This window comes from Porphyromonas sp. COT-108 OH1349, assembly GCF_000768755.1.
Taxonomy (GTDB): Bacteria; Bacteroidota; Bacteroidia; order Bacteroidales; family Porphyromonadaceae; genus Porphyromonas_A; species Porphyromonas_A canoris.
Window position 1 is genome coordinate 75,401 of record NZ_JRAH01000022.1, and the last position, 20,722, is coordinate 96,122.

Here is a 20,722-nt window from a genome sequence, read left to right on the forward strand (position 1 = left end):
CTCTTTTTCTCTGTAAGGTTATACATACTCTTTTCCTTTCGACATCGCTGCCAGGTGAAGCTGCTTCAACTTCTGCTCTTCACCTCGTTTGCAGATGAGCAGAACCTCATCTTTCTCCACGATGAACAGATCCTCCACACCTTGCATCACCACAAGACGACCCGGAGTATCGCTCACCACGAGGTTGCGACGACTCTCATTTTCCAGCACGGAAGCATGCAGCGTCATATTTTCCCGTGCATCCTTCTCCCCTATCTCGTAGACAGAACCCCATGTACCCAGGTCTGCCCATCCGAAGTCTGCCACCAAGACGTGTACGTTTTCCGCTTTCTCCAACACCGTATAGTCTATGGAGACATTGGGACAGTAGGGATAAGTCTCTGCCACATGGGCATCTTCATCGGGAGTGCCATAGGGCGCCAGACTCTCTTTGTCCGGTCCTTCCAGACGCTCCATCAGTTCGGGCGCATACTCTCTAAGGGATTGGAGGAGGACTGTTCCGGTTGCGAAGAGCATCCCGGAGTTCCAGAAAAACTCCCCGCTCTCGATAAAGATTCTCGCTATCTCTGCCTTGGGCTTCTCGGTAAATGTCTTTGCCTTGAAGACATGACCCAGTGGATCTTCCGGCATTCCCTTACCATCCACTTGGATATAGCCGTATCCGACATCCGGACGAGAGGGTGCAATGCCTATCGTAAGTAGTGCATTATCGTTTTCGTGAATGTATGCAGATGCCTGCCTCATCGTCTTTATGAACAGGTCGTGATCCAATACCAAGTGGTCCGATGGAGCAAAGCAGACCTTCGCATCTCTATCTCTACTCAACAGATGAAGAGTTGCCAGCGCACACGTGGCTGTGGTATTTCTGCGGCACGGCTCTACGATGATATTTTCGAGAGGCAGTTCGGGGAGCTGCTCCTGCACGATCTGCACATAGTTGATATTGGTAGAAACCAAAATCCGTTCCGTTGAAAAAGATTTTGAAACGCGACGATAAGTCATCTGAAGAAGTGTCTCACCCAAACCAAAGAAGTCCAAAAACTGTTTGGGCATACTCTTGCGACTATAAGGCCAGAATCGGTTTCCCTCTCCTCCCGCAAGTATGACGCAATAAGTTTGTTTATTATGCATAGCCATCAATATTAGAACGCAGGGCGTAACTCCCCCTGCGAAGGTCTACGCAAATTTAACAATAACGAAAGAAAGAAACAATACCGCCGGACGATTGTTTAAGGGCAGATTTTTCCCACATTCGCTTCCCAAAACAGACACTAAACAATTATAAATTAAAAGGTTACAAAAATATGCACAATATCGGACTTCTTTTGCTTCTGCCAAGTCCGACTAAAACTTAAACCCGTTCACAAAATCGGTTTATCTCTCTAAAAAAATGTCTTAAATACGTACAATTTTGGAAATCAAGACCCAATTGCCAAAAACCGAACCTTGAACGGCACAATTCAAGTCTTGATTTGCAAATCCTAAAGCTTGATTTCCACAAATCAAACCCTGACTTTAACCTCTTAACCTGTTCGGATGAAACAATATAAGCGTTCAGTCTGCTTTTGAGACCTATTTATTTCATCTTTCTCTTGCACTCTCCGAGTGGATAATAAGCAGAGACACTCCGGAGCAATGGGAATAAAAAAGAGCGGATATCGAAATATATATGCCCCATACATATCCGATCCCCGCTCCGATCCATTCCGAGAATGGTCTAAATCTCTATGCCTCCCTTACTGCTTGAATCTTACACTGAGAGAGAGGTAGTAAGTCCGTCCCGGAGTAATGGTCGCATAAGGAGACATCGTTGTGGCTCCTTTGCCTTTATCGTTAAGATAATGACGATAACCGGGACGATTGTCCACATAGTTGAAGATATTCTCTATACCTACCGTTGGCATCAGTATCAGCTTACCCAGTTCAAAAGTATGGGTTGTATTGATATTCCAAAGCGAATAACCCGGTGCATCCCCTATCCTTGGAGAATAAATAGAAGAGAAACGAGGTCCTCTCAACTCTCCCGTAAGGTTTACGTTCAGATGGTATCCACCCCAAGAGTGCGTCCATTGTGCGGAGACATTTCCGGCATGACGGATTGTTTTGTCCAGCCTGTCGTCTTCACCCTCTTTCGCAGACAGATTCTTGCCATCGACAAGAGAGTAGTCGCCTTGCAACATGAATCCGGCTCCGAGGTATGCTTTTGCTCCAACCTTGAGCCCCATAACCCTTGCACGGTCTATGTTACTGCGCTTTCGCACCACGTTTTGAGTAACTTCCGGTCCATACTTGGCTTGATATTGTGCCAACTCTTCCGGAGTTACTTCAAAAGCCACAAGCTCTATTTTATCTCTGAGATAGTTGGCATATGCTCCGACAGAGAGGGCAAGACGATTAGTTGCGTACTCCATCGAGGCAGAGAAAAACTGACTGCGTTCCGGGCGTAAAGACTCATCACCAATGGTCAGAGTACCATCCTTATTGACGTTAAAGGTATAGATTGCATTCAGGGAAGGTGTCTTATATCCGGATGCATACGATCCTCTGAACTTCAAATCCCCTAATGTGTACATCACTGCCGCATTCGGAGTAACATAGCTTCCGAGAACATCGTGGCGTGTAACCCTTGCTCCGACAACCGCTTGAAAGGCTCTTGAAAAACGCATTTCGTCTTGAGCATAGAAAGAGAATGCTCCGGTACTTACGGGTTCTCTCAGTTTGTCCGAAGTGGAGAAGTAGTTGTCCAGCGCATCGAGGGTGTACTCCATGCCGGAGGATAGTTTGTGTTGGCGATTGAGATTGTATATCCCTTTTAAGGAAGTCTTGTGCCAACGAGTCTCTACACGCAGTTGACTGTCTCCCGGACGGATTGTTTTGCCCACAGGAAGGAAGTAGTTGTAAGAGCTGGTGTAGTGATCTCTGTAATAATCGGCAAAGAGAGAGAGTTTTGGAGATACTGCGTATCGTCCGCCAAAGGCATAAGAGTCGTTTTTATGCTCTAAATCGTAGTTGTATGACGTTTTAGTTCCATTGATCATCTCCGGTCTGTTTTGGATAAAACGAGAAATAGAGCCTTCGGCATACAGGGACATTCCTCTCATGAAATCATACGTAAAACGCTGAGAAAGCGTGTGAGTTGTGGATGCCATAACCACCATTCGGGTCGTGGGAACAAGCTTGCCCTCTTTGTCTTCTTCCATTGGATTAAGAATCCAACCATCTGTAAGCTGTTTATTGTAAGAAGTATAGCTTCCGAATTTTCCCTCTTTTGCATCCAAATTAACCGAATAGGTCTGACGTCCGTGATCTTTTAGCGAAGAGCTAAGAGCCAACTCCACTCCGGACTGAATATCGTTCGTGATAATGTTTACTACTCCTGCTATGGCATCCGATCCGTGAATCATTGAACCGGCTCCATCCAATACTTCTATCCGTTTAACGTTAGAAAGATTGACTCTGCTAAGGTCCAGAGCAGAAGATCCACTGCCTAAGAGTCTCTGCCCATTCACTAAGAAAAGGATGTATTTATCGTCCAAACCATTCAATGTCATGACGGATCCCATGCTTCCCAGAGGTGTTTCTGTCACGGATGGAATAAGTTTGAGCAAAGCTTCTTTCAGATTGGAGATGTTTTGTCTCTTCAGATCTTTTTCTGTAAAAACAGTAACCGGAATGGGAACATCCTTGTTTCGTCTGTGTGTTCCGGTGCCTGTAACGGTTACTTGTTCTATATTCACCATGGAAGATGTTAGGGCTACGGTTTGATCTTTGGATAGCTTTGCCGCCGAGATTGTACGTGCCAGATAGCTGACATGACTAAACTTCAATACCGCATCCGAAGGGACTCGCTGTATCTCAAAATAGCCTTTGCTGTTGCTTGTTGCCCTGGCAAGTGTTCCGCTTACACGTATGACAACGCCTTCGACAGGCCTTTTCGTATCGGCATCTATTACGTATCCTTTTGCTGTGGTATCCTGTGCCAAAGCAGTGGCGGTACAGGAAAGAATAATGATTAGTGCTGTAATAATTTGTTTGAACATCATATTTGGTATTTCATGACAAAGCGGTAGCAGTGAGAGGTAACCCTCTTCACTGCGGCCGCTTTGCCTGTAAGTAATTTATATTACCGGTTGTGAGAAAAAGACCTTATTCCTCTTCTTCTGCGTCTTTGATGGCATCTTTAAGATGACCTATCCAGATAGCGTTGATGGATGGATAGTCTCCAAGTCCTTTTGTAACGGTCTTCACGGTCCAGCCAAGCTTCTTTTCTATCTGAACTTTCCAGCTCTGTTCGTCTTCCGGAGCATCTTTATCGTACTCGCCTTGCATATCATTGTTGGCATGATCACCGGCAATAGACATAAGAGGATGCAGGTAAACGGTCTTTGTTTTACAGCTCGACTCTTTCAGACCATCCATAACATAGTCCACAAGCATAGCCGGATAGTCCACCGTTCCAACGAAAACATTTTCATTGTTATAGGTCTTCTTGGCATACTCTTTCATCTTCTTTTCGATCTTGATATAAGAAGCATTGGCATGATCATAATCGGATACCGGATTGCCGTGTCCCATGAAAGCCACCGCATGACCGGCTTTCAGCTCTTCGGCAAAAGCATCTACAAGGATTTTTCCGACACTTTCAATATCTTCGTCCGATACCAGAAGAGCTTTACCGCAAACGGCAGGTTTTCTTTCCGGTTTAAGGTCTTGTACGATGAAGTTATAGTGGCTCTTCACATATCCGTCCCTGAGAAGCATATACTCTTCTCCCGGTATGACGTGAAGACTTTGCACGTAAACATTTTCGTAGTTCTTGTCAATGAAAGACTTCAAATAGAGATCCGGTGTGATAAACTGCTCTTTCTTTTCGGCATACCAGCGGTTGATACAGGTCTTTGAAGTGAAAGAGAAGAAAATGTCTGTATTAGGAAACTCCTTCTTGAACTGGTTGATCTGAGCCTTGTAAGTTGTATGAGGATCGTCCCAAGTAGAGCCAAATGTTACAAGAAGAATGGCTGTGTTGTGCTTCTTCTCATACTTAACAGGAGATTGAGGCACATCGGGTGCATCTTGTTTACAGGAAAACAAGAGGGCTGTAGATAGTAAAAGCATCACTGCCCAAAGATTACGTAATGGTTTCATAACGATCTGTGTAAAAGTTAAATGTTAGTATTCCTATTTATTCTCGGTATAAAGTAATTGTGTTACTCTTCTTCCATCATACTGTTCAGGTTTCTCATCTTGCGTTGAGCCTTGCCCCATCTTATGGTCAGCCCGGCATAAAATGTTCGTCCGGGCGATGTAGTACCATAGTTATAGCCGTAGGGATGACGCTCGTAATGGTTCAATATGTTATCTATACCTACGGACCCCTCAAAGAGCAGCCCTGTTCGGTCGTTTTTCCATGTATGCGTCGTGTTGAGCCTCCAAAGCATATAGCCGGGAGCATTGCCGTACTCACGATAGAAGCGTTCCGATTGTATTCTGCCATACAGACCCACTCCGAGAGCATAGTCTCCCCATTTCTTATCCCATGTGGCACGGATATTTGCACGATGCGTTGCCGTTCCATCTATTGTTCTATGCTCCAATACGGGTTTGCCTGCTTTCTCACTCTCTTCGTTGTTGATGAGATGCGCCCGTGCACTAAGCAGGTTATATCCTGCTCCTATGGCAAGTGAGCGGATGGGACGTACAGTGAAAGAGAGATCAAGATCCGTAATCACGGCACTCTCCATATTGATATACTGCATCGCGCCATCGTAATCGGAGCCTTCATCGCTTTCGTATTGAGGAGGAATCGGAACCCTTACAAGCGCGATCATATCCTTGACCCGATTATGACTAAGCGTTGCTCCTGCCGTGATTTTAGGTGTTCTGTACTCCAGCCCTCCGGAGAAAAAGTGAGAGCGTTGAGGCTTCAACTCCTGATTTCCAAGATATACACGCAACTTGCCCATCATGGCTCTCTCATAGAAGTAATATAGCTCTTTCGGTGTGGGAGCCTTAAATCCATTGGAATATGTAGCTCTAAGATTGACATTGCCAATCTTATATATGGTCGAAATCTTGGGTGTAACCGTCATCCCGAAAGCCTGATGCCCCACGAGCCGAACACCTGCCGTTACATTCAGATCCGGCATTACATTCCACTCGTCTTGCGCATAAGCAGAGAGCGTATAAGTCCAAACCCGGTCTGTGATAAGCCTTCGAGGAGCTATCAGATGCTCTCCGATATACTCCGCACCGGCGGAAAGTTTATGCCTGGAAGATAGATCGAATACCCCTTTAAGGTGTACAAGCCAACGGCGTTGATCGCTCTCGCGACTCTCCTGACCGGGATAGTAAAAGATGTGATGCGGCACATGCACCTCTTTGCCATCTATCATCTCTTTACGGAAATACTCATCCATCGTCCGCTCGTAGTAAGAATAGAAGTAGGCATGGCGGTTAAAAGAGGCATCCAAAGAGAGTATACTCTTTCCGTTCAACCTGTACTGCGCTCCGGTCATTACCGCCATATCCCGATAGAATGGGTGGAACGTCCGCCAGCGTGGTGCGCCCGGTTTATGAAGCAGTTTCTTATAATAGTACATCCCGGAAGCATAGAGCAGAAGATCTTTCCCGGGTTGATACTCGAAATCCTGCTGGATGCGGTGATTGGAATACTCGCTTACCGTCTGCGTCGTAGAGCCTTCATAGAGTTTGTTACGGTAAAGCTCTTGAGAGCTGTTCTGCCATCCGTCGGTGTGTTGATAGGCATAGCGTGTGGCAGAAGTAAAGGATCCCACCTTGAAAGACAACATATTGCTCTGCCGTATATCGGCATAAGAGCCTGCTCTGGTGCTGTTTTCAAGCATCAGCGGAGCTGTTCGATAGTTCTTTTTGGTTATGATATTGATAACGCCTGCCATGGCATCAGAGCCATAGAGAGAAGAGCTTGCACCTTTGACCAACTCTATACGCTCTATGTCCGAAACAGAGATCATCGAAAGATCGTTCTGCCCTCCGGTATCTCCGTGAATGCGTTTTCCGTCTATGAGGATCAGTATGTAAGCATTGCCCAAACCGCCAAGAGAGATTCCCGAACCCATATCCGACGAAGAGAAGTCGAACGAAGCACTCAACCCCGAAAGCAGATCACTCAAAGTCCTACCGGCGTATGCTTTCAGCATTCGAGAGGTCATTACCTCCGTCTGAACCGGTGCATTCTTGAGTCTGTGCTCTGTCCCTGTCCCGGTTACTACCACTTCCTCTATTTCGATATCCAGAGGTTCGAGAATGAAATCCTGCGTTACGGCAGACTCCCCGGTGATATTAACCAAACGTGTTTCCGGCTTAAACCCCACATAAGAGACCACAAAGGTGTAACGACCGACAGGAAGATCCATCTCGTACACCCCGTTGCCGTCGGTCATGGTTCGTAAAGAAGACCCCTTAATCACGAGTAAAGCTCTCTTGAGCGGAGCTTTTGTCCCTTCGCCACTTAATACCCTTCCCGTCACTTTTATGGCGAGAGCCGGCATGGAGATCGTAATTGTAAAGATTATAAAAAGCAGAAGTTTGGGAAGTGTATGCCCCAGCCTCATTCTCTTCCTACTTCCATAGTTTTTGTTCATACCAAATCTAAAAGCAGCACCCCTGTTAGTGTCTCTCCGTAAGGTGCTTCCCGAAGCAGGATTTTCTTCTATCCTCCTCCAAGAGATTATGGTACAAAGTTAATAATAGTTTTTTGATTCTCTGTTGGATAGCTCTTCTTTAAGAAGATCTTACACATCTGCGATACGGTTCCATCCGGTTCGGGCTATATCCGACCGGCACAAGGACAACTCCGCGACAATCTTTCTCTAATCTTCCTCCTCTATCCGCTCGCCCTCTTCATAGATATACTCCTCGAAAGATCCGTCTTTATTGTAAATACGGGATATGCCGTGACGCACACCATTTCTGAACTCAACCTCTTCCGAGAGCGTACCATCCTCTTCGTACCAACGTGCTGTGCCGTTCCTTTCACCATTATTGTAATAGCAGCAGTACTCTATCTGTCCGTGAGGCTGAGTACCGGACGGATCTTGATAGTAATAGATCAACTCTCCCTCCAACAGCCCGTTGAGATAGTATCCATCCATTTCCAGCTGTCCGTCCAGATAGAATCGTCTCACTTTTCCATGCCGCTCTCCATCTTTGAAGCTGCCTTCAAAAACCGGCACAAAACCCTCATCGGTATTGCAGTATATCCGAATATTGCCATTCAACATTCCGTTTACCACAGCCCCTTTGTAGTGTCTCGGAAAGAACATACCGCTCTCGACGACAGGCACCATATCCATCTCTCCGGAGAAAGGGTCATTGCTTCCTATCCGGCGTATCAGACCGACAGAATCTTTGTACAGCTTATACGCTTTGGACCTTTTGGGTACACCTTTTTCGGAATAGCTCCGAACATCATCCGGCTCGCCATTCTCTCTGTAATAGTGCCACTTCCCTACTTCTATATGATCCCAATAGGTCCCTTTATCCACCGGTATTTTGTCCCCCTCTGCCCACAGCTGCCCATTGGGATGATAGTAACGACACATTCCATCCACCGTACCTTCTCTGTACGTTTCCACAGCTTCCAAAGAGCCGTCCGGTCTATACTGCTTTATCTTTCCGATTCTTTCGCCATAAAGCCCTCTCTTCCTGCCCTCTTCTTTCAGGACACCGCTCTCATAATACTCCACATAAGGGGTACCCCGACTCTTTATAACCTCTCGAACAGTACCGACAAGCCAATAAATCAGAAGTATAATAAGCGGTGCAATGAAAGCAGGCACATAGCTGTCCAACCAGCGTTTGGAAAGCAGCAGACTCACGACAAACAGAACAATAGAAAAGAGTATCGACAAGAATATCTGCAGAAAACCTCGCAACATACCTGCACTTGGAGTGTCCGCACCCTGATCACGAGCCAACGAAGCTAAGAGATAAGCCAGTCCTCCTGCGAGTACGGGATAGAGAATGGCGGTAACGAGAGAAAATATCAGCTTGGATTTCATGGGAAACAGTCTTGTAATGGTGGTGTGTATAAAGGCATCGGAAAGCACTTTTCCACTCTCTGCCCTAACATGGTGGCAAGATAAGAAAAAAGGTAAAAGCAGGAGACTGTTTTTGGAAACAGAGTAGAGAAAAAATCCTCCCGTTTTATGCCGGCGGAAGAAAGTGATTTTTTATATATTCCATACCGAAAAATGCTCGCTTTTTTCTCGCTCTCTATTTTGATCGGAGGGGTCGTTTTCAGAGCACGACCGAACTGTTAAATCAGAGCCATTTTATTAACACGATTTTCGATACCTGTTAAGCAAAAACAGTAAACGAGCATATTGTTTCGGCTTAACGTGTTTAATTTTTCAACGAACACGTTTACCGATTTCATTAAACACGTTTACCGGATTCGATTAACGTGTTTAGCCAGAATCACTAAAGTTCTAACAATCAACCGACTACGTATTTTCGCCCTAAAATACCCCTGAAAAGGCAAATTTCTTTATTAGGAAACGTTTACAGAAAAGGGTGTTAAAATTCACGCCAATTAACGCGAAAAAGCCCCATCAAACGGACTGAGAAAAAATTTTTTCCAAATTCGCGATTTTTCTTACTCGGCTGATATATAGCGTTTTGGACGAATAAAGAAATTTTACTAATCTTAAATCGGTTCGGAGAAGAGGATTTCGGAATCGTTTTCAGGCTATCCGTTTTTATATAAAAGCTCCCACCAAAAAGGCTTTTTATTCATCCCCAAAAGAGCAAAAGAAAAGAGATTATCCGGAGCATATTTCGGACAATCTCTTTCACTCTTTTAATCCTTTTTTCTTCCTTACCTCAGCATATCCACCGCACGTTTAAGAGCGTGGATGAAAACATCTATCTCCTCTTTTGTATTGTAGAACGAGAAGCTGGCTCGCATCGTTCCCTCTATGCCGAGATGGTGCATCAGAGGTTGTGCGCAATGGTGTCCGGTGCGGATGGCAATGCCTTGTCTGTCGAGAAGAGTACCTACATCAAACGGGTGAAGATCCCCTATAAGAAACGAGAGTACCGCCTCTTTTTGAGGAGCTGTACCTATGAGACGAACATCGGAAATCTCGCTTATGAGTTGTGCCGTTGCATAGTCCAACAGCTCTTTTTCGTATGCTGCTATCTCCACAAAACCTGTCTCCTCGACATACCTGACCGCTTCGCTGAGAGCAACGCTGGAGATAAAGTCGGGCGTTCCGGCTTCATACTTGAAAGGGAGGTCGTTGTAAGTGGTGCCGTGATCCAGGGAAACGGTGCGGATCATCTCGCCTCCTCCCTGATACGGAGGCATACTCTCCAACAAATCCGACCTGCCCCAAAGGATGCCGATACCGGTAGGAGCGTAAATCTTATGTCCGCTAAAGGCATAGAAGTCTGCTCCTAAATCCTGTACATTAACCGCAGTATGCGCCACGGCTTGTGCGCCATCCACAACGAGAATAGCACCTGTGGCATGAACCATTTCCGCTATTCGGGAGATGGGGTTAATAGTACCCAGCACATTGGAAGCATGGCAAAGAGAGACCACTTTGGTGCGTTCGCAGAGAAGAGAAGCAAGGTGTTCCAAATCGAGTAAACCCTCCGGCGTAACATTCACAGCCTTGACAACCGCTCCCGTTTTCTCCGCTGCCATCTGCCATGGAACGATATTGGAGTGATGCTCCATACGGGAAACAAGGATCTCATCACCCGGTTTACAGAACTTCTCGCAGTAGCAAGAGGCGACAAGATTGATACCTTCGGTCGTTCCGCGAGTAAAGAGCACTTCATCTTTTGAAGGTGCAGAGAGAAAAGAGGCAATATGGGTACGAGCCGCCTCGTGCGCTTCTGTGGCATCCTGACTCAAGCGATGCACTCCCCGATGAATGTTGGCGTTCCGGTGGGTATAAGAGTCCGTCAAGGCATCCAAGACGCTCTTCGGTTTGTGTGTAGTGGCTGCATTATCGAGATAGACAAGCGGCTTGTTGTAAACGGTTGTATCAAGTGCAGGAAAGTCTGCCCTTATCTTTTCTATGTTCAGTTTCATGGTCTGTTGTTTCATCTGTTTAGTCGGGATCTTTCCAGTCTCCGCAATCTTTAATAAGCTGTACAAGTCTTTCCACAGCCTCGTCTTGAGGGATACCTTTAGCCACGCAGTTTTTCTCCTTATAGAGGTCTATCTTTCCGGGACCGGCTCCAACGTAGCCGTAATCGGCATCCGCCATCTCTCCGGGTCCGTTCACTATACAGCCCATCACCCCGATCTTCAGCCCTTTGAGGTGTTCGGTGGCAGCTTTTACACGCGCAACGGTGGACTGCAATGCAAACAGTGTCCGTCCGCACCCCGGACAGGAGATGTACTCGGTCTTTGTAATGCGGCGACGACTCGCCTGAAGAAGAGAGAAAGAAAGGTGCGTATGATCTTCTCCGGCTATATCCATCATCAAGCCGGCACCGTTACGCGAGAGCAACCAACCGCCAAGATAGAAGCCGGCTTCCGTATAGAGTTTGCCCCGATCCTGCTTAGGCATCACAAGACGAGCAATGAGAGGAGTGTTCGGAGCCAGTTCTTTCAGACGCGACTCTACTGCTTTGAGTGCTCTGACAACTGTCGGAGGATAGAAAGAAACGAGAAGTATATCCTTTGAAGAGAGTCTGGAGAGGGCTTCATCCGGCATATTCAAGAGTTCGTCCCAGTTCATCGCCCGGTATCCATCCTTATGGTTCAGGATTTTGTCCTGCCAATCGGACGGCACATCTGCCATGTCTTCTTCGGTTAAAATATAGTCGGGCTGCTCCGAAGCCGAAAGCGTCAAAAGAGAAGGGTGCCAACGGCTCACGACAACAGGGTGTACCTTGCCTTGCAACAACGCTATGCGAGGGGAACTCATTGCATCCTCTCCATAGATATATATGGGTGTGCTATCCTCTTTCATCGCTTTGGCGCAAGCGACAAGCGTTTCCGCCACGGGGATTTCCTCTTCCGGCTCTTCGCTCAAAGATACCCGGATCGTATCGCCAATACCATCGGCAAGCAGAGAACCTATACCTACGGCACTCTTTACCCTGCCATCTTCTCCGTCTCCGGCCTCTGTAACGCCAAGATGTAACGGGTAGTGCATATCTTCCGCATCCATTCTTTTTACCAGGAGACGCACTGTGGTGGTCATTTCTGCCGTATTGGACGACTTGATGGAGATAACCACATCGTGAAACGACTTCTTTCGACAGACGCGAAGATACTCCATACAGCTCTCCACCATCCCTGCCGGTGTGTTTCCGAAACGGGTCATGATACGATCCGAAAGTGATCCGTGATTGACTCCCAAGCGGATAGCCGTTCCGTTGGCAATGCAGATGTCGAGGAATTTTCCGAATACCTCTTCTATCTTAGCCAACTCTTGCGCATACTCTTCCTCGCTGTACTCGACGGAGATAAACTTTCGGGCAGGATCGACAAAGTTTCCGGGATTGATCCGAACCTTCTGAACCCTGGTGGCAGCAGCATAAGCGGCAGCCGGATTAAAGTGTATATCCGCCACCAAAGGCAGATCGTAGCCACTCTCATGCAGTCCGTCACGGATGGCTTTCAGATTATTGGCTTCGCGTACACCTTGTGCCGTAAAACGGACAAGCTGTCCGCCGGCATCCGCTATACGTCCGGCTTGTGCGACAGATGCCTCCGTGTCCATGGTGTCTACGCTTGCCATGGATTGGACAACAATATCGGCATCTCCGCCTATAATAATATCTCCCACTCTTACCGGAGATGAGACTCTTCTTTGATAAGTCAGTAATGTTTTACTCATAGTTTTGAATAAGATCGGGGTTAGAGTTTAACCTTAATCTTCACCCCTTTACCCTCAATGTGCATACGGGATACCGGAGTAACCACATAGGTAAACTTCTCTTTGCCATCCCTGTATGGCAGAATGTAGTAAGGGCTTCGGCAGACTGCCACAATATGTGCAGGATCGGAAGTATTGATTTTCTCCTTTCCGGCAAAGGCATAAACCACATAATAGTGAGGTGCAGAAGGAAGTCCCTCACAGCTTTCGTCCGGAAGCCAGGTAAGGGTATAGCCTTGCTCTGTCCAGAGTGCTTTGATGCCTCGTATCTGTTTCGGAGCATCACCGGCAATGTGTGTGTAAGGCGGAATAAGTGCATAGTGGCTGTAATACTCCCTCTTGAGCAGATCCTGAACCCCTCCGGTATTCCAGAGTACCTCGTTGGCGGGCCACATTACATTGCCTTGCGCCACCTCCGCAGCCATCGAGAGCTTCGGGTGTAGCTGTTGCGTGTTCATGGTACGCTTTATATCTTGTCCCACGTAATAGTGAGCATGCTTGATGTTCTTGCCCCACCAGTAAACCAGTTCAGTATAGTCAGCCGCCGAATGACCCATTTCCCAGTATATTTGCGGAACGATATAGTCCACCCAGCCTTCATGATCCCAGAGCAGAATATCCGCATAAAGGTCATCATAGTTTTGCAGTCCGTTGGTTTCGCTACCCATCTTTGCCGTGCGCTTGTTTCGGAATATCCCGAAAGGACTGATACCGAACCTCACCCACGGTTTCCGTGTCCGAATGGTGGTGCTGATCTCTTTAATGAGCTTGTTGACATTATCCCTCCGCCAGTCTGCGATGTTCTCGAAACCTCTTGGGTCTGCTTGAAAAAAAGCTTCATCCCTTAAAGGAAGACCGGGCTTAGGGTATGGATAGAAATAGTCATCCATATGAATGGCATCCACATCGTATTCGGAGACAATGTCATCCACCACCGAACAGATGTGCCGACGGCACTGCTCAAGAGCAGGATTGTACAAAAGCTGATTGTCATACCTCACAAACCACTCCGGATTACGGGAATAGGGATGTTCCGGAGCAAGAGGAATAGATGCATTGGCTGCGGCACGATAAGGATTGATCCACGCATGAAACTCCATCCCTCTCTTATGACACTCTGCGATAAGAAAGCGCATCGGATCCCATAGAGGCGAAGGCGCAACACCCTGAGTGCCGGTAAGGAAACGGCTCCAAGGCTCCAGACGGCTCCGGTACCACGCATCGCTCTCCGGACGAACCTGAAAGAAAACGGCATTGAAACGAAGCTCTTGCAGCTTATCCAGCTTTCGCAAGAAGTCTTGCTGCATCTCCTCCACGCTCATGCGTGCATACTCCCCCTGGTGAACGGTCTGAATCCATGCCGCACGCATCTCTCGCTTGGGAGAGTGATAGGTTTTCTTGTAATGCAGCTGCTCTTTCCGCTCCAACGCTTTCTTATGACTGACACACCCGGAAAGGATTATGGAGAAGAGAAAAACAGAGCTGAGGATTGCTCTGACTCCCATTCTGTTATACTCTGTCCTATGTTTCATTTCTTACGTAATGTTATATACAAAAGTAGTTATAATATACCGTTTCACAGAACGATGCTCTCCATCTCCAGAAGTATGGTATCAGGATAGTGACGGGAAAGGTATTGCGAGAGCCATCTGAGTGTCTCTTCCGTGATCTCGCAATCTGTTGCGATGTGTCTGTTATAGACCAACAACGGCACGGCTATCCCCCTTTGTCTCAAAGCATCGAGGCTGAGAAGCGTATGGTTGATGCTGCCCAACTTGGCGGTGGCAACCAGTATCGTGGGGATCTTCTGCTCTTCGATGTAGTCTATTGTAAGGCGATCTTCCGTGAGAGGAACCATGAGTCCGCCCGCTCCTTCAAGGAGAAGACAATCGCAAAGAGCGGTCAGCTTCGCCGTTGCATCCGATATAAGAGCGGTATCTATCGGAGGTTTCCCATCCCTCGAAGCAGCCATGTGCGGAGAGCAAGGGTAGCTGAACAGAAGCGGACAGGTACTCCCATTCCGGTCTTCATCCAGCAAGGGACGCCCCTCTATACGGCGATGGGTAACGATATCCTCTGCCACCGGAGCGGTTACACCGGTCTGCACCATTTTCTGAGTAAGGCTCCTGACACCCTCCGATAGCAGCTGCTTGGAAAGCAAACCGGTTGCCACACTTTTCCCGGCGTCTGTATCTATGCCGGAAACGAAGTAAACGCTCTCTGTCAGGAGATCCGAAAGCCGGTCTATGCCGTTGCTCTTAAAATATTTCATCTGGTCGCATTATATTTTTTCGGCTCTACCCCATATCGCATCATAAGTAAGGGGCAGCCTGAAGTTGTTTGTCTCATTGGCAAAAGCCTTTCTGTACGCCTCCTCCATTTCTCGCATCTTTCCCGGGGTAAGGTTCTCCTCCTGCCGGATGCCGTTTACTCCTGTCTGCTTGAGGTGTTTCAAGAGCAGAAGAAAAGAGTCGAAGTAGAGCGTGGTCTGCTCCCGACGGATGGAGATATGCCTGAACCCTGCCTGCTCCATGGCTTCCTGCAAAACAGAAACGGTATCGTAAGAGAGTGTAGCCGGGGGAAAGATGGTTTTAAGCTCGTGCATCTGTTCCGGTCCGAAGGTCGAAAAGAGCAGCACACCGCCTCTCTTGAGCGCATCGTATGCTTTGGAGAAGAAGCCCAACGGCTGGTGCCACCACTGGATACACGATGACGATGCCACCATTGCAAGATCGTTGTGCCAGTTTAGAAGCTCTGCATCCCCGGGGATAAACTCGCTGTACACCTCCAGACTCTCTTCCACTTCCGGACAGAGGTCGTTGAGCAGAAGCGGATGCAGCGGATAACGCTCCGCCAACACCCGGCTCAGAAATCCCGTACCGCATCCCACCTCGAAGATAGCCCCGTCGGGAAGAGAGGCAGGAAGCAGTTCGGCAATGTGCCGGACAATCTGCTGCTGCACGGAAGCCTCTTTATCGTAGGTGTGCAGAGCGTTGGCAAAGCGTCTCTGCACAAGTTGTTTGTCTATGTTACTGCTGCTATTCATCGGTTCGTATCCGCCAAGGGATAAATAAGTTCGTTCCAACTCCGGAAAGAGAGGAATGGATAGTGCCCCACGCCCTCGATAATCTTGGCATCCACACCTACATGGCTCCAATATCTGACCTGATTGGGGGTGGGAACGATAAGATCTTTCTCGGCAATCCAAGCCTGATGGAACGGAGAGGGAGCTTTATCGGGAGCGTATCGAGAAGCTATGACGGCAAGACGAGAGGATTGATGCTCAAAAACAGAGGTAAGCTCCTCTCTGAGATCTTCCGTAGAGCGAGAAGCAAAGCTGTTGTAAAGAGCCGTGAGAGAACGCCCTCCGCACATCCGTCTATTGAATCGTTCTCTGTTCATTTCGTCCAAGTTGGTCAGCGTGGCGCGGAATATCTCATCCGGGATGCCCCATTCGTCGTGCATCGGATAGGGTGTACCGCACACGGCTATCAGCCTTGCTCTGTCGGGCAGATACTCTCGCAGGACGGAGATAGCCCATACCCCCATGCTCCAGCCTACTACGGCAATCTCTTCGTACCGCTCCAACGGAGGCAGCTCTTCGGGTGAGACCTCCCGATAGTCGTAAAATGCAAAATAATCCGTCCCGTCCGGCAGGGAAAGATGCCCGACCGATTCGGGCGTAGAACCCCATCCCCCGAAGTAGAGAAGGGCTTTGGCGGAGTGAGGAGTCGCGATCTGCTTTATCTTCATCTCTGTGATCTCTTGTTTCTATTCCTTTTATAAATTTCTTTGAACCCGTTCGGAAAAAGTGCCGAACGGCTCTGTTTTCTTCTCTGAACGGATTAAAAACTTGAAGTCGAACTTTGAAGAGTGGAAATCAAGCTTTGGTTGGCTCTTTTCAAAGCTTGATTTCCACCAACCGGTGCTTGGTTTACAACTCTGTTCGGCTTCATCGAAACTCTTTAAGGTGATTAAAATATTTTGTGATAGTGTCAAAAACATTTTCTCTAAAGCGATATATATCAGGCGGTCTGCATTACCCTTACAATAGTTTGCGCCAAAAGCTCCACTTCCTGCTCGGTAAGAGCTGCCGAGAGAGAGAGTCGGACCCGCTCCCCACCGGGAGGAACGGTCGGTTTACGTATGGGTAAAGCAAAGAAACCAGAGGCTTTCAACTCCTCTGCCATCCGTACTGCACGCTCTTCGCTTCCGGCATGAACCGGCACGATATAAGAGGAGAGAGGCAGACCGGTACGCTCTTTCAGCAGAGCAACAAGGCGGTTAAGATGCGCCCTCTGCGCATCCATACCGGAGAGATGACGCACCACATGAAGCGACCATGCCGTGCAGACAGGAGGAAGAGCCGTGGAGAAAATAAGCAGTCGGCAGGTAGAGACCAACAGCTCGCGCACCTCCGCACCGGAAAGTGCAAACGCTCCGACACTGCAGAGAGCCTTTCCCATGGTTCCGATGAGAATATCCACCTGCTCCAACAGTCCTAAATCCTCGACACAGCCAAGCCCTTTCTCGCCTGTTGCACCCACGGCATGAGCTTCGTCCACATAGATACGGAGCTGAGGATAGTGCTGTTTGAGAGCCACAATATCGGTCAAGGGCGCAAAGTCTCCATCCATACTGTAAAGGCTCTCAACCACGACCCATATGGTCTCATACTCGGATGCAAAGCGTTGCAGAAGGGCTTCGAGGTCGGGCAGACTGTTATGCTTGAAACGGCGGAACTCCCGTCCGGAGAGCCTTATACCGTCTATGATGCTGGCGTGTACCAGTTTGTCCGCAAGGACGAGCGTCTTATCATCGGAGAGTGCGGGCAGAATGCCGAGATTGGCATGGTATCCGCTGTCGAACAGCAGAGCGGATTTTCTGCCATAGAGCCGGGACAACTCCGCCTCTAAAGCCTCATGTTCGGGAGAGTTGCCCGTGAGCAGACGAGAAGATGAAGAGGAGAAAGGCAGCTCCAATGCCCGATTTCCGAACTTATCTCTAAGGTCTGTATCGGTGGAGATACCGAGATAGTCGTTCCCGGCAAGATTGATATACCTCTTACCATCTGCCCATACGTATTTCCCCTCCACTTTAAGTTGAGGAATTTTACGGTAAGTGCCTGCTGCTTTCAAGGCATCTATTCTATCGCTGTACTGCATTTTGCTTTACTATTTTAGAGAGTCCGGAGGTCAGTTTGAACAGCTCCTCGTCCGTAACCGCCATGAATGGCGGCATGAGATAAACGAGCCTGCCGAACGGACGTACCCAGATCTTCTCTTCGATAAACTGCGGGATGAGCCGCTTCATATCTACCGGCTGTTTCATCTCTACCACTCCGATGGCACCGAGACAGCGTACCTCTTTCACGGTGGAAAGGTCGGCAAGGGAGGATAGCTCGCTTCGGAGTGTCTGCTCTATCTCTTTGACCCTCTTCCTCCATGGCTTGGAGAGAAGCAGCCGGGTAGATGCAAGAGCAACCGAACAGGCAAGAGGATTTGCCATAAAGGTGGGCCCGTGCATGAAACAACCCGCCTCTCCGGAACAGATAATATCCGCTATCTCTTTGGTGGTTGCCGTTGCGGAAAGCGTCATACACCCTCCCGTCAAGGCTTTGCCGATACAGATAATATCGGGCAACACATCTGCATGATAAGCGGCAAGCATCTCGCCCGTCCGCCCAAAGCCTGTGGCGATTTCGTCGAATATCATCAGCAGTCCGAAATGAGAGCAGAGTCTTCTTGCCTGTCTCAGGTATTCGGGATGGTAGAAGTACATCCCTCCTGCGCCCTGCACTATCGGCTCAAGGATAAGAGCAGCGATCTCTTCGCCTTTCTCTTCCAAGAGATTTTGCAGAGGGCGCATCGCTTCTTCGCTCCATACTCCCCCGAAAGGGATGGAAGGTTGTGGAAGGAAATATTGAGGTGTAAGTGCTCCGGCAAAGAGCCCGTGCATGCCGGTGATCGGATCGCATACGGACATTGCGTGCCAGGTATCGCCATGATAAGCGGAAGAGAGTGCCGCAAATCGTGTACGCTGTCGCTCCCCTTTGGCATGCTGATACTGCAATGCCATCTTCATGGCAACCTCCACGGCTACGGAGCCTGAGTCGGCATAGAAAATGGTATCTACCCCTTTGGGCAATACCGACTCGCACAGGAGTTTGCCCAACTCCACAGCCGGCTCATGCGTCAATCCGCCAAACATGATATGGCTCAACGTCTCTGCCTGACCCTGAAGAGCCTGCACCAGTACCGGGTGAGAGTAGCCATGTATAGCCGCCCACCAGGAGCTCATACCGTCTGTAAGCTCTGTTCCATCCGCAAGCGTAATGGTAGCTCCTTTGGCTGAAACCACCGGATAAACCTCCAAAGGGTCTATGGTTGAGGTGTAAGGATGCCAAAGATGATCCCTGTCCCAGCGGAGTCTTTCCTGCCATAAATGGTTCATCGTTCCCATGTTGTCTCTGCTTTAGTATCGTACTTCATCTCCCGGAAGAGCAGCATATCTTCGTCCGTAACAGATGCAGTGGTTGTGAGTAAATCGCCTGTGATGGCGGAGTTAATACCGATATAGAGTGCTTTTTTCTGTGTCTCTCTATCCATCTGTGCACGTCCGCCGGAGAAGCGAAGGTAGGCTGTGGGATTGACCAAACGGAAAATCACCACCGCCAAAAGGAGTTCGTCGGCAGAGAGCAGTGCGGTATCTCCAAGCGGTGTTCCCGGTATCGGCTGGAGCATATTGATGGGTATGCTTTCCACTCCAAGCGTTTGGAGATAGAGAGCAAACTCTATACGCTGTCGTCTGCTCTCGCCCATGCCGATGATTCCTCCGGAACAGACTTTCATCCCGACCTTTCGGGCTGCGGCAATGGTCTCTTCTTTCTGCTGCTGTGTATGCGTGGAACAGAGTGTGATAAAGTGGGACGGCGCACTCTCCATATTGCAATGATAAGTGGTAACACCGGCTTCATGAAGCACCTTTAGGGTATCTTCCGTAGCCAATCCGAGCGATGCGCAAAGATGCAAAGAGGGTTCGGCTTTTCGGATCTCCCTGTATATGGCGGCATATCGAAGTGTATCCACCATGCTCGGACGCCTGCCACTCGCTACGAGTGAATACCTTTTGATCCCCTTGTTTCTATTATGCAGCGCCTGCTCCAAACACTCTTGGGGAGAGAGTATAGGGTATGTCTTGCATCCGGTATTGTAGTGCGCACTCTGGGCGCACCACTTGCAATCTTCCGGACATTTACCGCTCTTTACATTGATGATGCTACAAGTGTCGAATCCGTCCCCATGCAGCGTCCGGGTTATGGTATGACACGCTTCATAAAGCTCCTCTATGGGATACTTTTCTATCGCTTTTTCTACTTCTTCCATACTCCGAAGACGCCTGCCGCCAATAATATCTTGTGCCAACTCGGAAGCGGTCTCCGGTAAGTCTCTATACTCTCGCTTTGTCATTGTGAAACATAGGATAAGAAAATACCCACCTTTCGACAAAAGCCGAAAAGTGGGTATGGATATGATGAGACGGTAGCAGTGCTACAGTCCGATTCGTTTACGAAAGATGCTGTGCAGAGTATCTCCATGCTCTTTTCCTGTTCCTCTTCTTCGCAGAAAGGCTCTTTGATGGCGGAAAGAAACTCTTGAACAGCTGCCGAAACGGTGTTCCGAGACTTTTGCAACAGCCTTTCGGCAACAGACAAATGGAGAGTTCCGATGGTTACAACCCTGCCGACACTCATAAAAACGGCGTAAGCCTTACGGCTCCACCTGCGGAACCGTAAGGCTTTACTGCCTCTGTTATGTGTCAGGATAAGCATCTAT

15 protein-coding genes are annotated in these 20,722 nt (G+C 48.4%); all 15 read right to left on the reverse strand.

Features of this window, described 5'->3' with window-relative positions; translation table 11 throughout:
* Window positions 1-18 precede the first annotated feature (18 nt).
* The 15 genes from JT26_RS06035 to JT26_RS06105 all read right to left on the reverse strand — a co-directional run bounded on the left by JT26_RS06035 (window position 19) and on the right by JT26_RS06105 (window position 20,718).
* The gene (locus JT26_RS06035; RefSeq protein WP_036847769.1) at window positions 19-1,131 is read right to left on the reverse strand and encodes a mannose-1-phosphate guanylyltransferase; all 1,113 of its coding nucleotides are present in this window, start codon (window positions 1,129-1,131) and stop codon (window positions 19-21) included.
* A 605-nt stretch (window positions 1,132-1,736) separates the two neighbouring features.
* The gene (locus tag JT26_RS06040; RefSeq protein WP_036847614.1) at window positions 1,737-4,043 is read right to left on the reverse strand and encodes a TonB-dependent receptor; all 2,307 of its coding nucleotides are present in this window, start codon (window positions 4,041-4,043) and stop codon (window positions 1,737-1,739) included.
* A gap of 103 nt (window positions 4,044-4,146) precedes the next feature.
* On the reverse strand, window positions 4,147-5,145 hold the full coding sequence (locus JT26_RS06045) for a sirohydrochlorin cobaltochelatase (RefSeq protein ID WP_036847617.1): 999 nt from the start codon (window positions 5,143-5,145) through the stop codon (window positions 4,147-4,149).
* 62 nt (window positions 5,146-5,207) lie between these two features.
* Complete coding sequence (locus JT26_RS06050) at window positions 5,208-7,622, reverse strand: TonB-dependent receptor domain-containing protein (protein WP_052110391.1); 2,415 nt, start codon at window positions 7,620-7,622, stop codon at window positions 5,208-5,210.
* Window positions 7,623-7,850: 228 nt separating this feature from the next.
* On the reverse strand, window positions 7,851-9,041 hold the full coding sequence (locus JT26_RS06055; RefSeq protein ID WP_036847620.1) for a hypothetical protein: 1,191 nt from the start codon (window positions 9,039-9,041) through the stop codon (window positions 7,851-7,853).
* Between the two features lie 818 nt (window positions 9,042-9,859).
* Window positions 9,860-11,101: an aminotransferase class V-fold PLP-dependent enzyme gene (locus tag JT26_RS06060; protein WP_235300029.1), complete on the reverse strand. Its 1,242-nt coding sequence runs from the start codon at window positions 11,099-11,101 to the stop codon at window positions 9,860-9,862.
* A 4-nt stretch (window positions 11,102-11,105) separates the two neighbouring features.
* Window positions 11,106-12,848: a (E)-4-hydroxy-3-methylbut-2-enyl-diphosphate synthase gene (gene ispG / locus JT26_RS06065; protein WP_036847623.1), complete on the reverse strand. Its 1,743-nt coding sequence runs from the start codon at window positions 12,846-12,848 to the stop codon at window positions 11,106-11,108.
* Between the two features lie 20 nt (window positions 12,849-12,868).
* The gene (locus tag JT26_RS06070) at window positions 12,869-14,419 is read right to left on the reverse strand and encodes a glycoside hydrolase family 10 protein (protein ID WP_081966393.1); all 1,551 of its coding nucleotides are present in this window, start codon (window positions 14,417-14,419) and stop codon (window positions 12,869-12,871) included.
* A 44-nt stretch (window positions 14,420-14,463) separates the two neighbouring features.
* On the reverse strand, window positions 14,464-15,159 hold the full coding sequence (gene bioD / locus JT26_RS06075; RefSeq protein ID WP_052110392.1) for a dethiobiotin synthase: 696 nt from the start codon (window positions 15,157-15,159) through the stop codon (window positions 14,464-14,466).
* Between the two features lie 9 nt (window positions 15,160-15,168).
* Entirely contained in the window at window positions 15,169-15,933 is a 765-nt protein-coding gene (locus JT26_RS06080; RefSeq protein ID WP_036847626.1) for a methyltransferase domain-containing protein, read from the reverse strand.
* Window positions 15,930-16,640 (reverse strand): alpha/beta fold hydrolase, encoded by a 711-nt coding sequence (locus tag JT26_RS06085; protein ID WP_036847628.1) that lies wholly within the window; start codon window positions 16,638-16,640, stop codon window positions 15,930-15,932. Before JT26_RS06085 ends, JT26_RS06080 begins: the two co-directional genes overlap by 4 nt.
* 272 nt (window positions 16,641-16,912) lie before the next feature.
* A complete protein-coding gene (locus tag JT26_RS06090; protein ID WP_036847631.1) occupies window positions 16,913-18,052 on the reverse strand; it encodes an 8-amino-7-oxononanoate synthase in 1,140 nt (379 codons plus the stop codon).
* Window positions 18,036-19,340, reverse strand: coding sequence for an adenosylmethionine--8-amino-7-oxononanoate transaminase (gene bioA, locus JT26_RS06095; RefSeq protein WP_036847781.1), 1,305 nt, complete (start codon window positions 19,338-19,340; stop codon window positions 18,036-18,038). Before bioA ends, JT26_RS06090 begins: the two co-directional genes overlap by 17 nt.
* On the reverse strand, window positions 19,337-20,356 hold the full coding sequence (gene bioB / locus JT26_RS06100) for a biotin synthase BioB (protein ID WP_081966394.1): 1,020 nt from the start codon (window positions 20,354-20,356) through the stop codon (window positions 19,337-19,339). Before bioB ends, bioA begins: the two co-directional genes overlap by 4 nt.
* Window positions 20,353-20,718 (reverse strand): hypothetical protein, encoded by a 366-nt coding sequence (locus JT26_RS06105; RefSeq protein WP_036847634.1) that lies wholly within the window; start codon window positions 20,716-20,718, stop codon window positions 20,353-20,355. Before JT26_RS06105 ends, bioB begins: the two co-directional genes overlap by 4 nt.
* Window positions 20,719-20,722 lie beyond the last annotated feature (4 nt).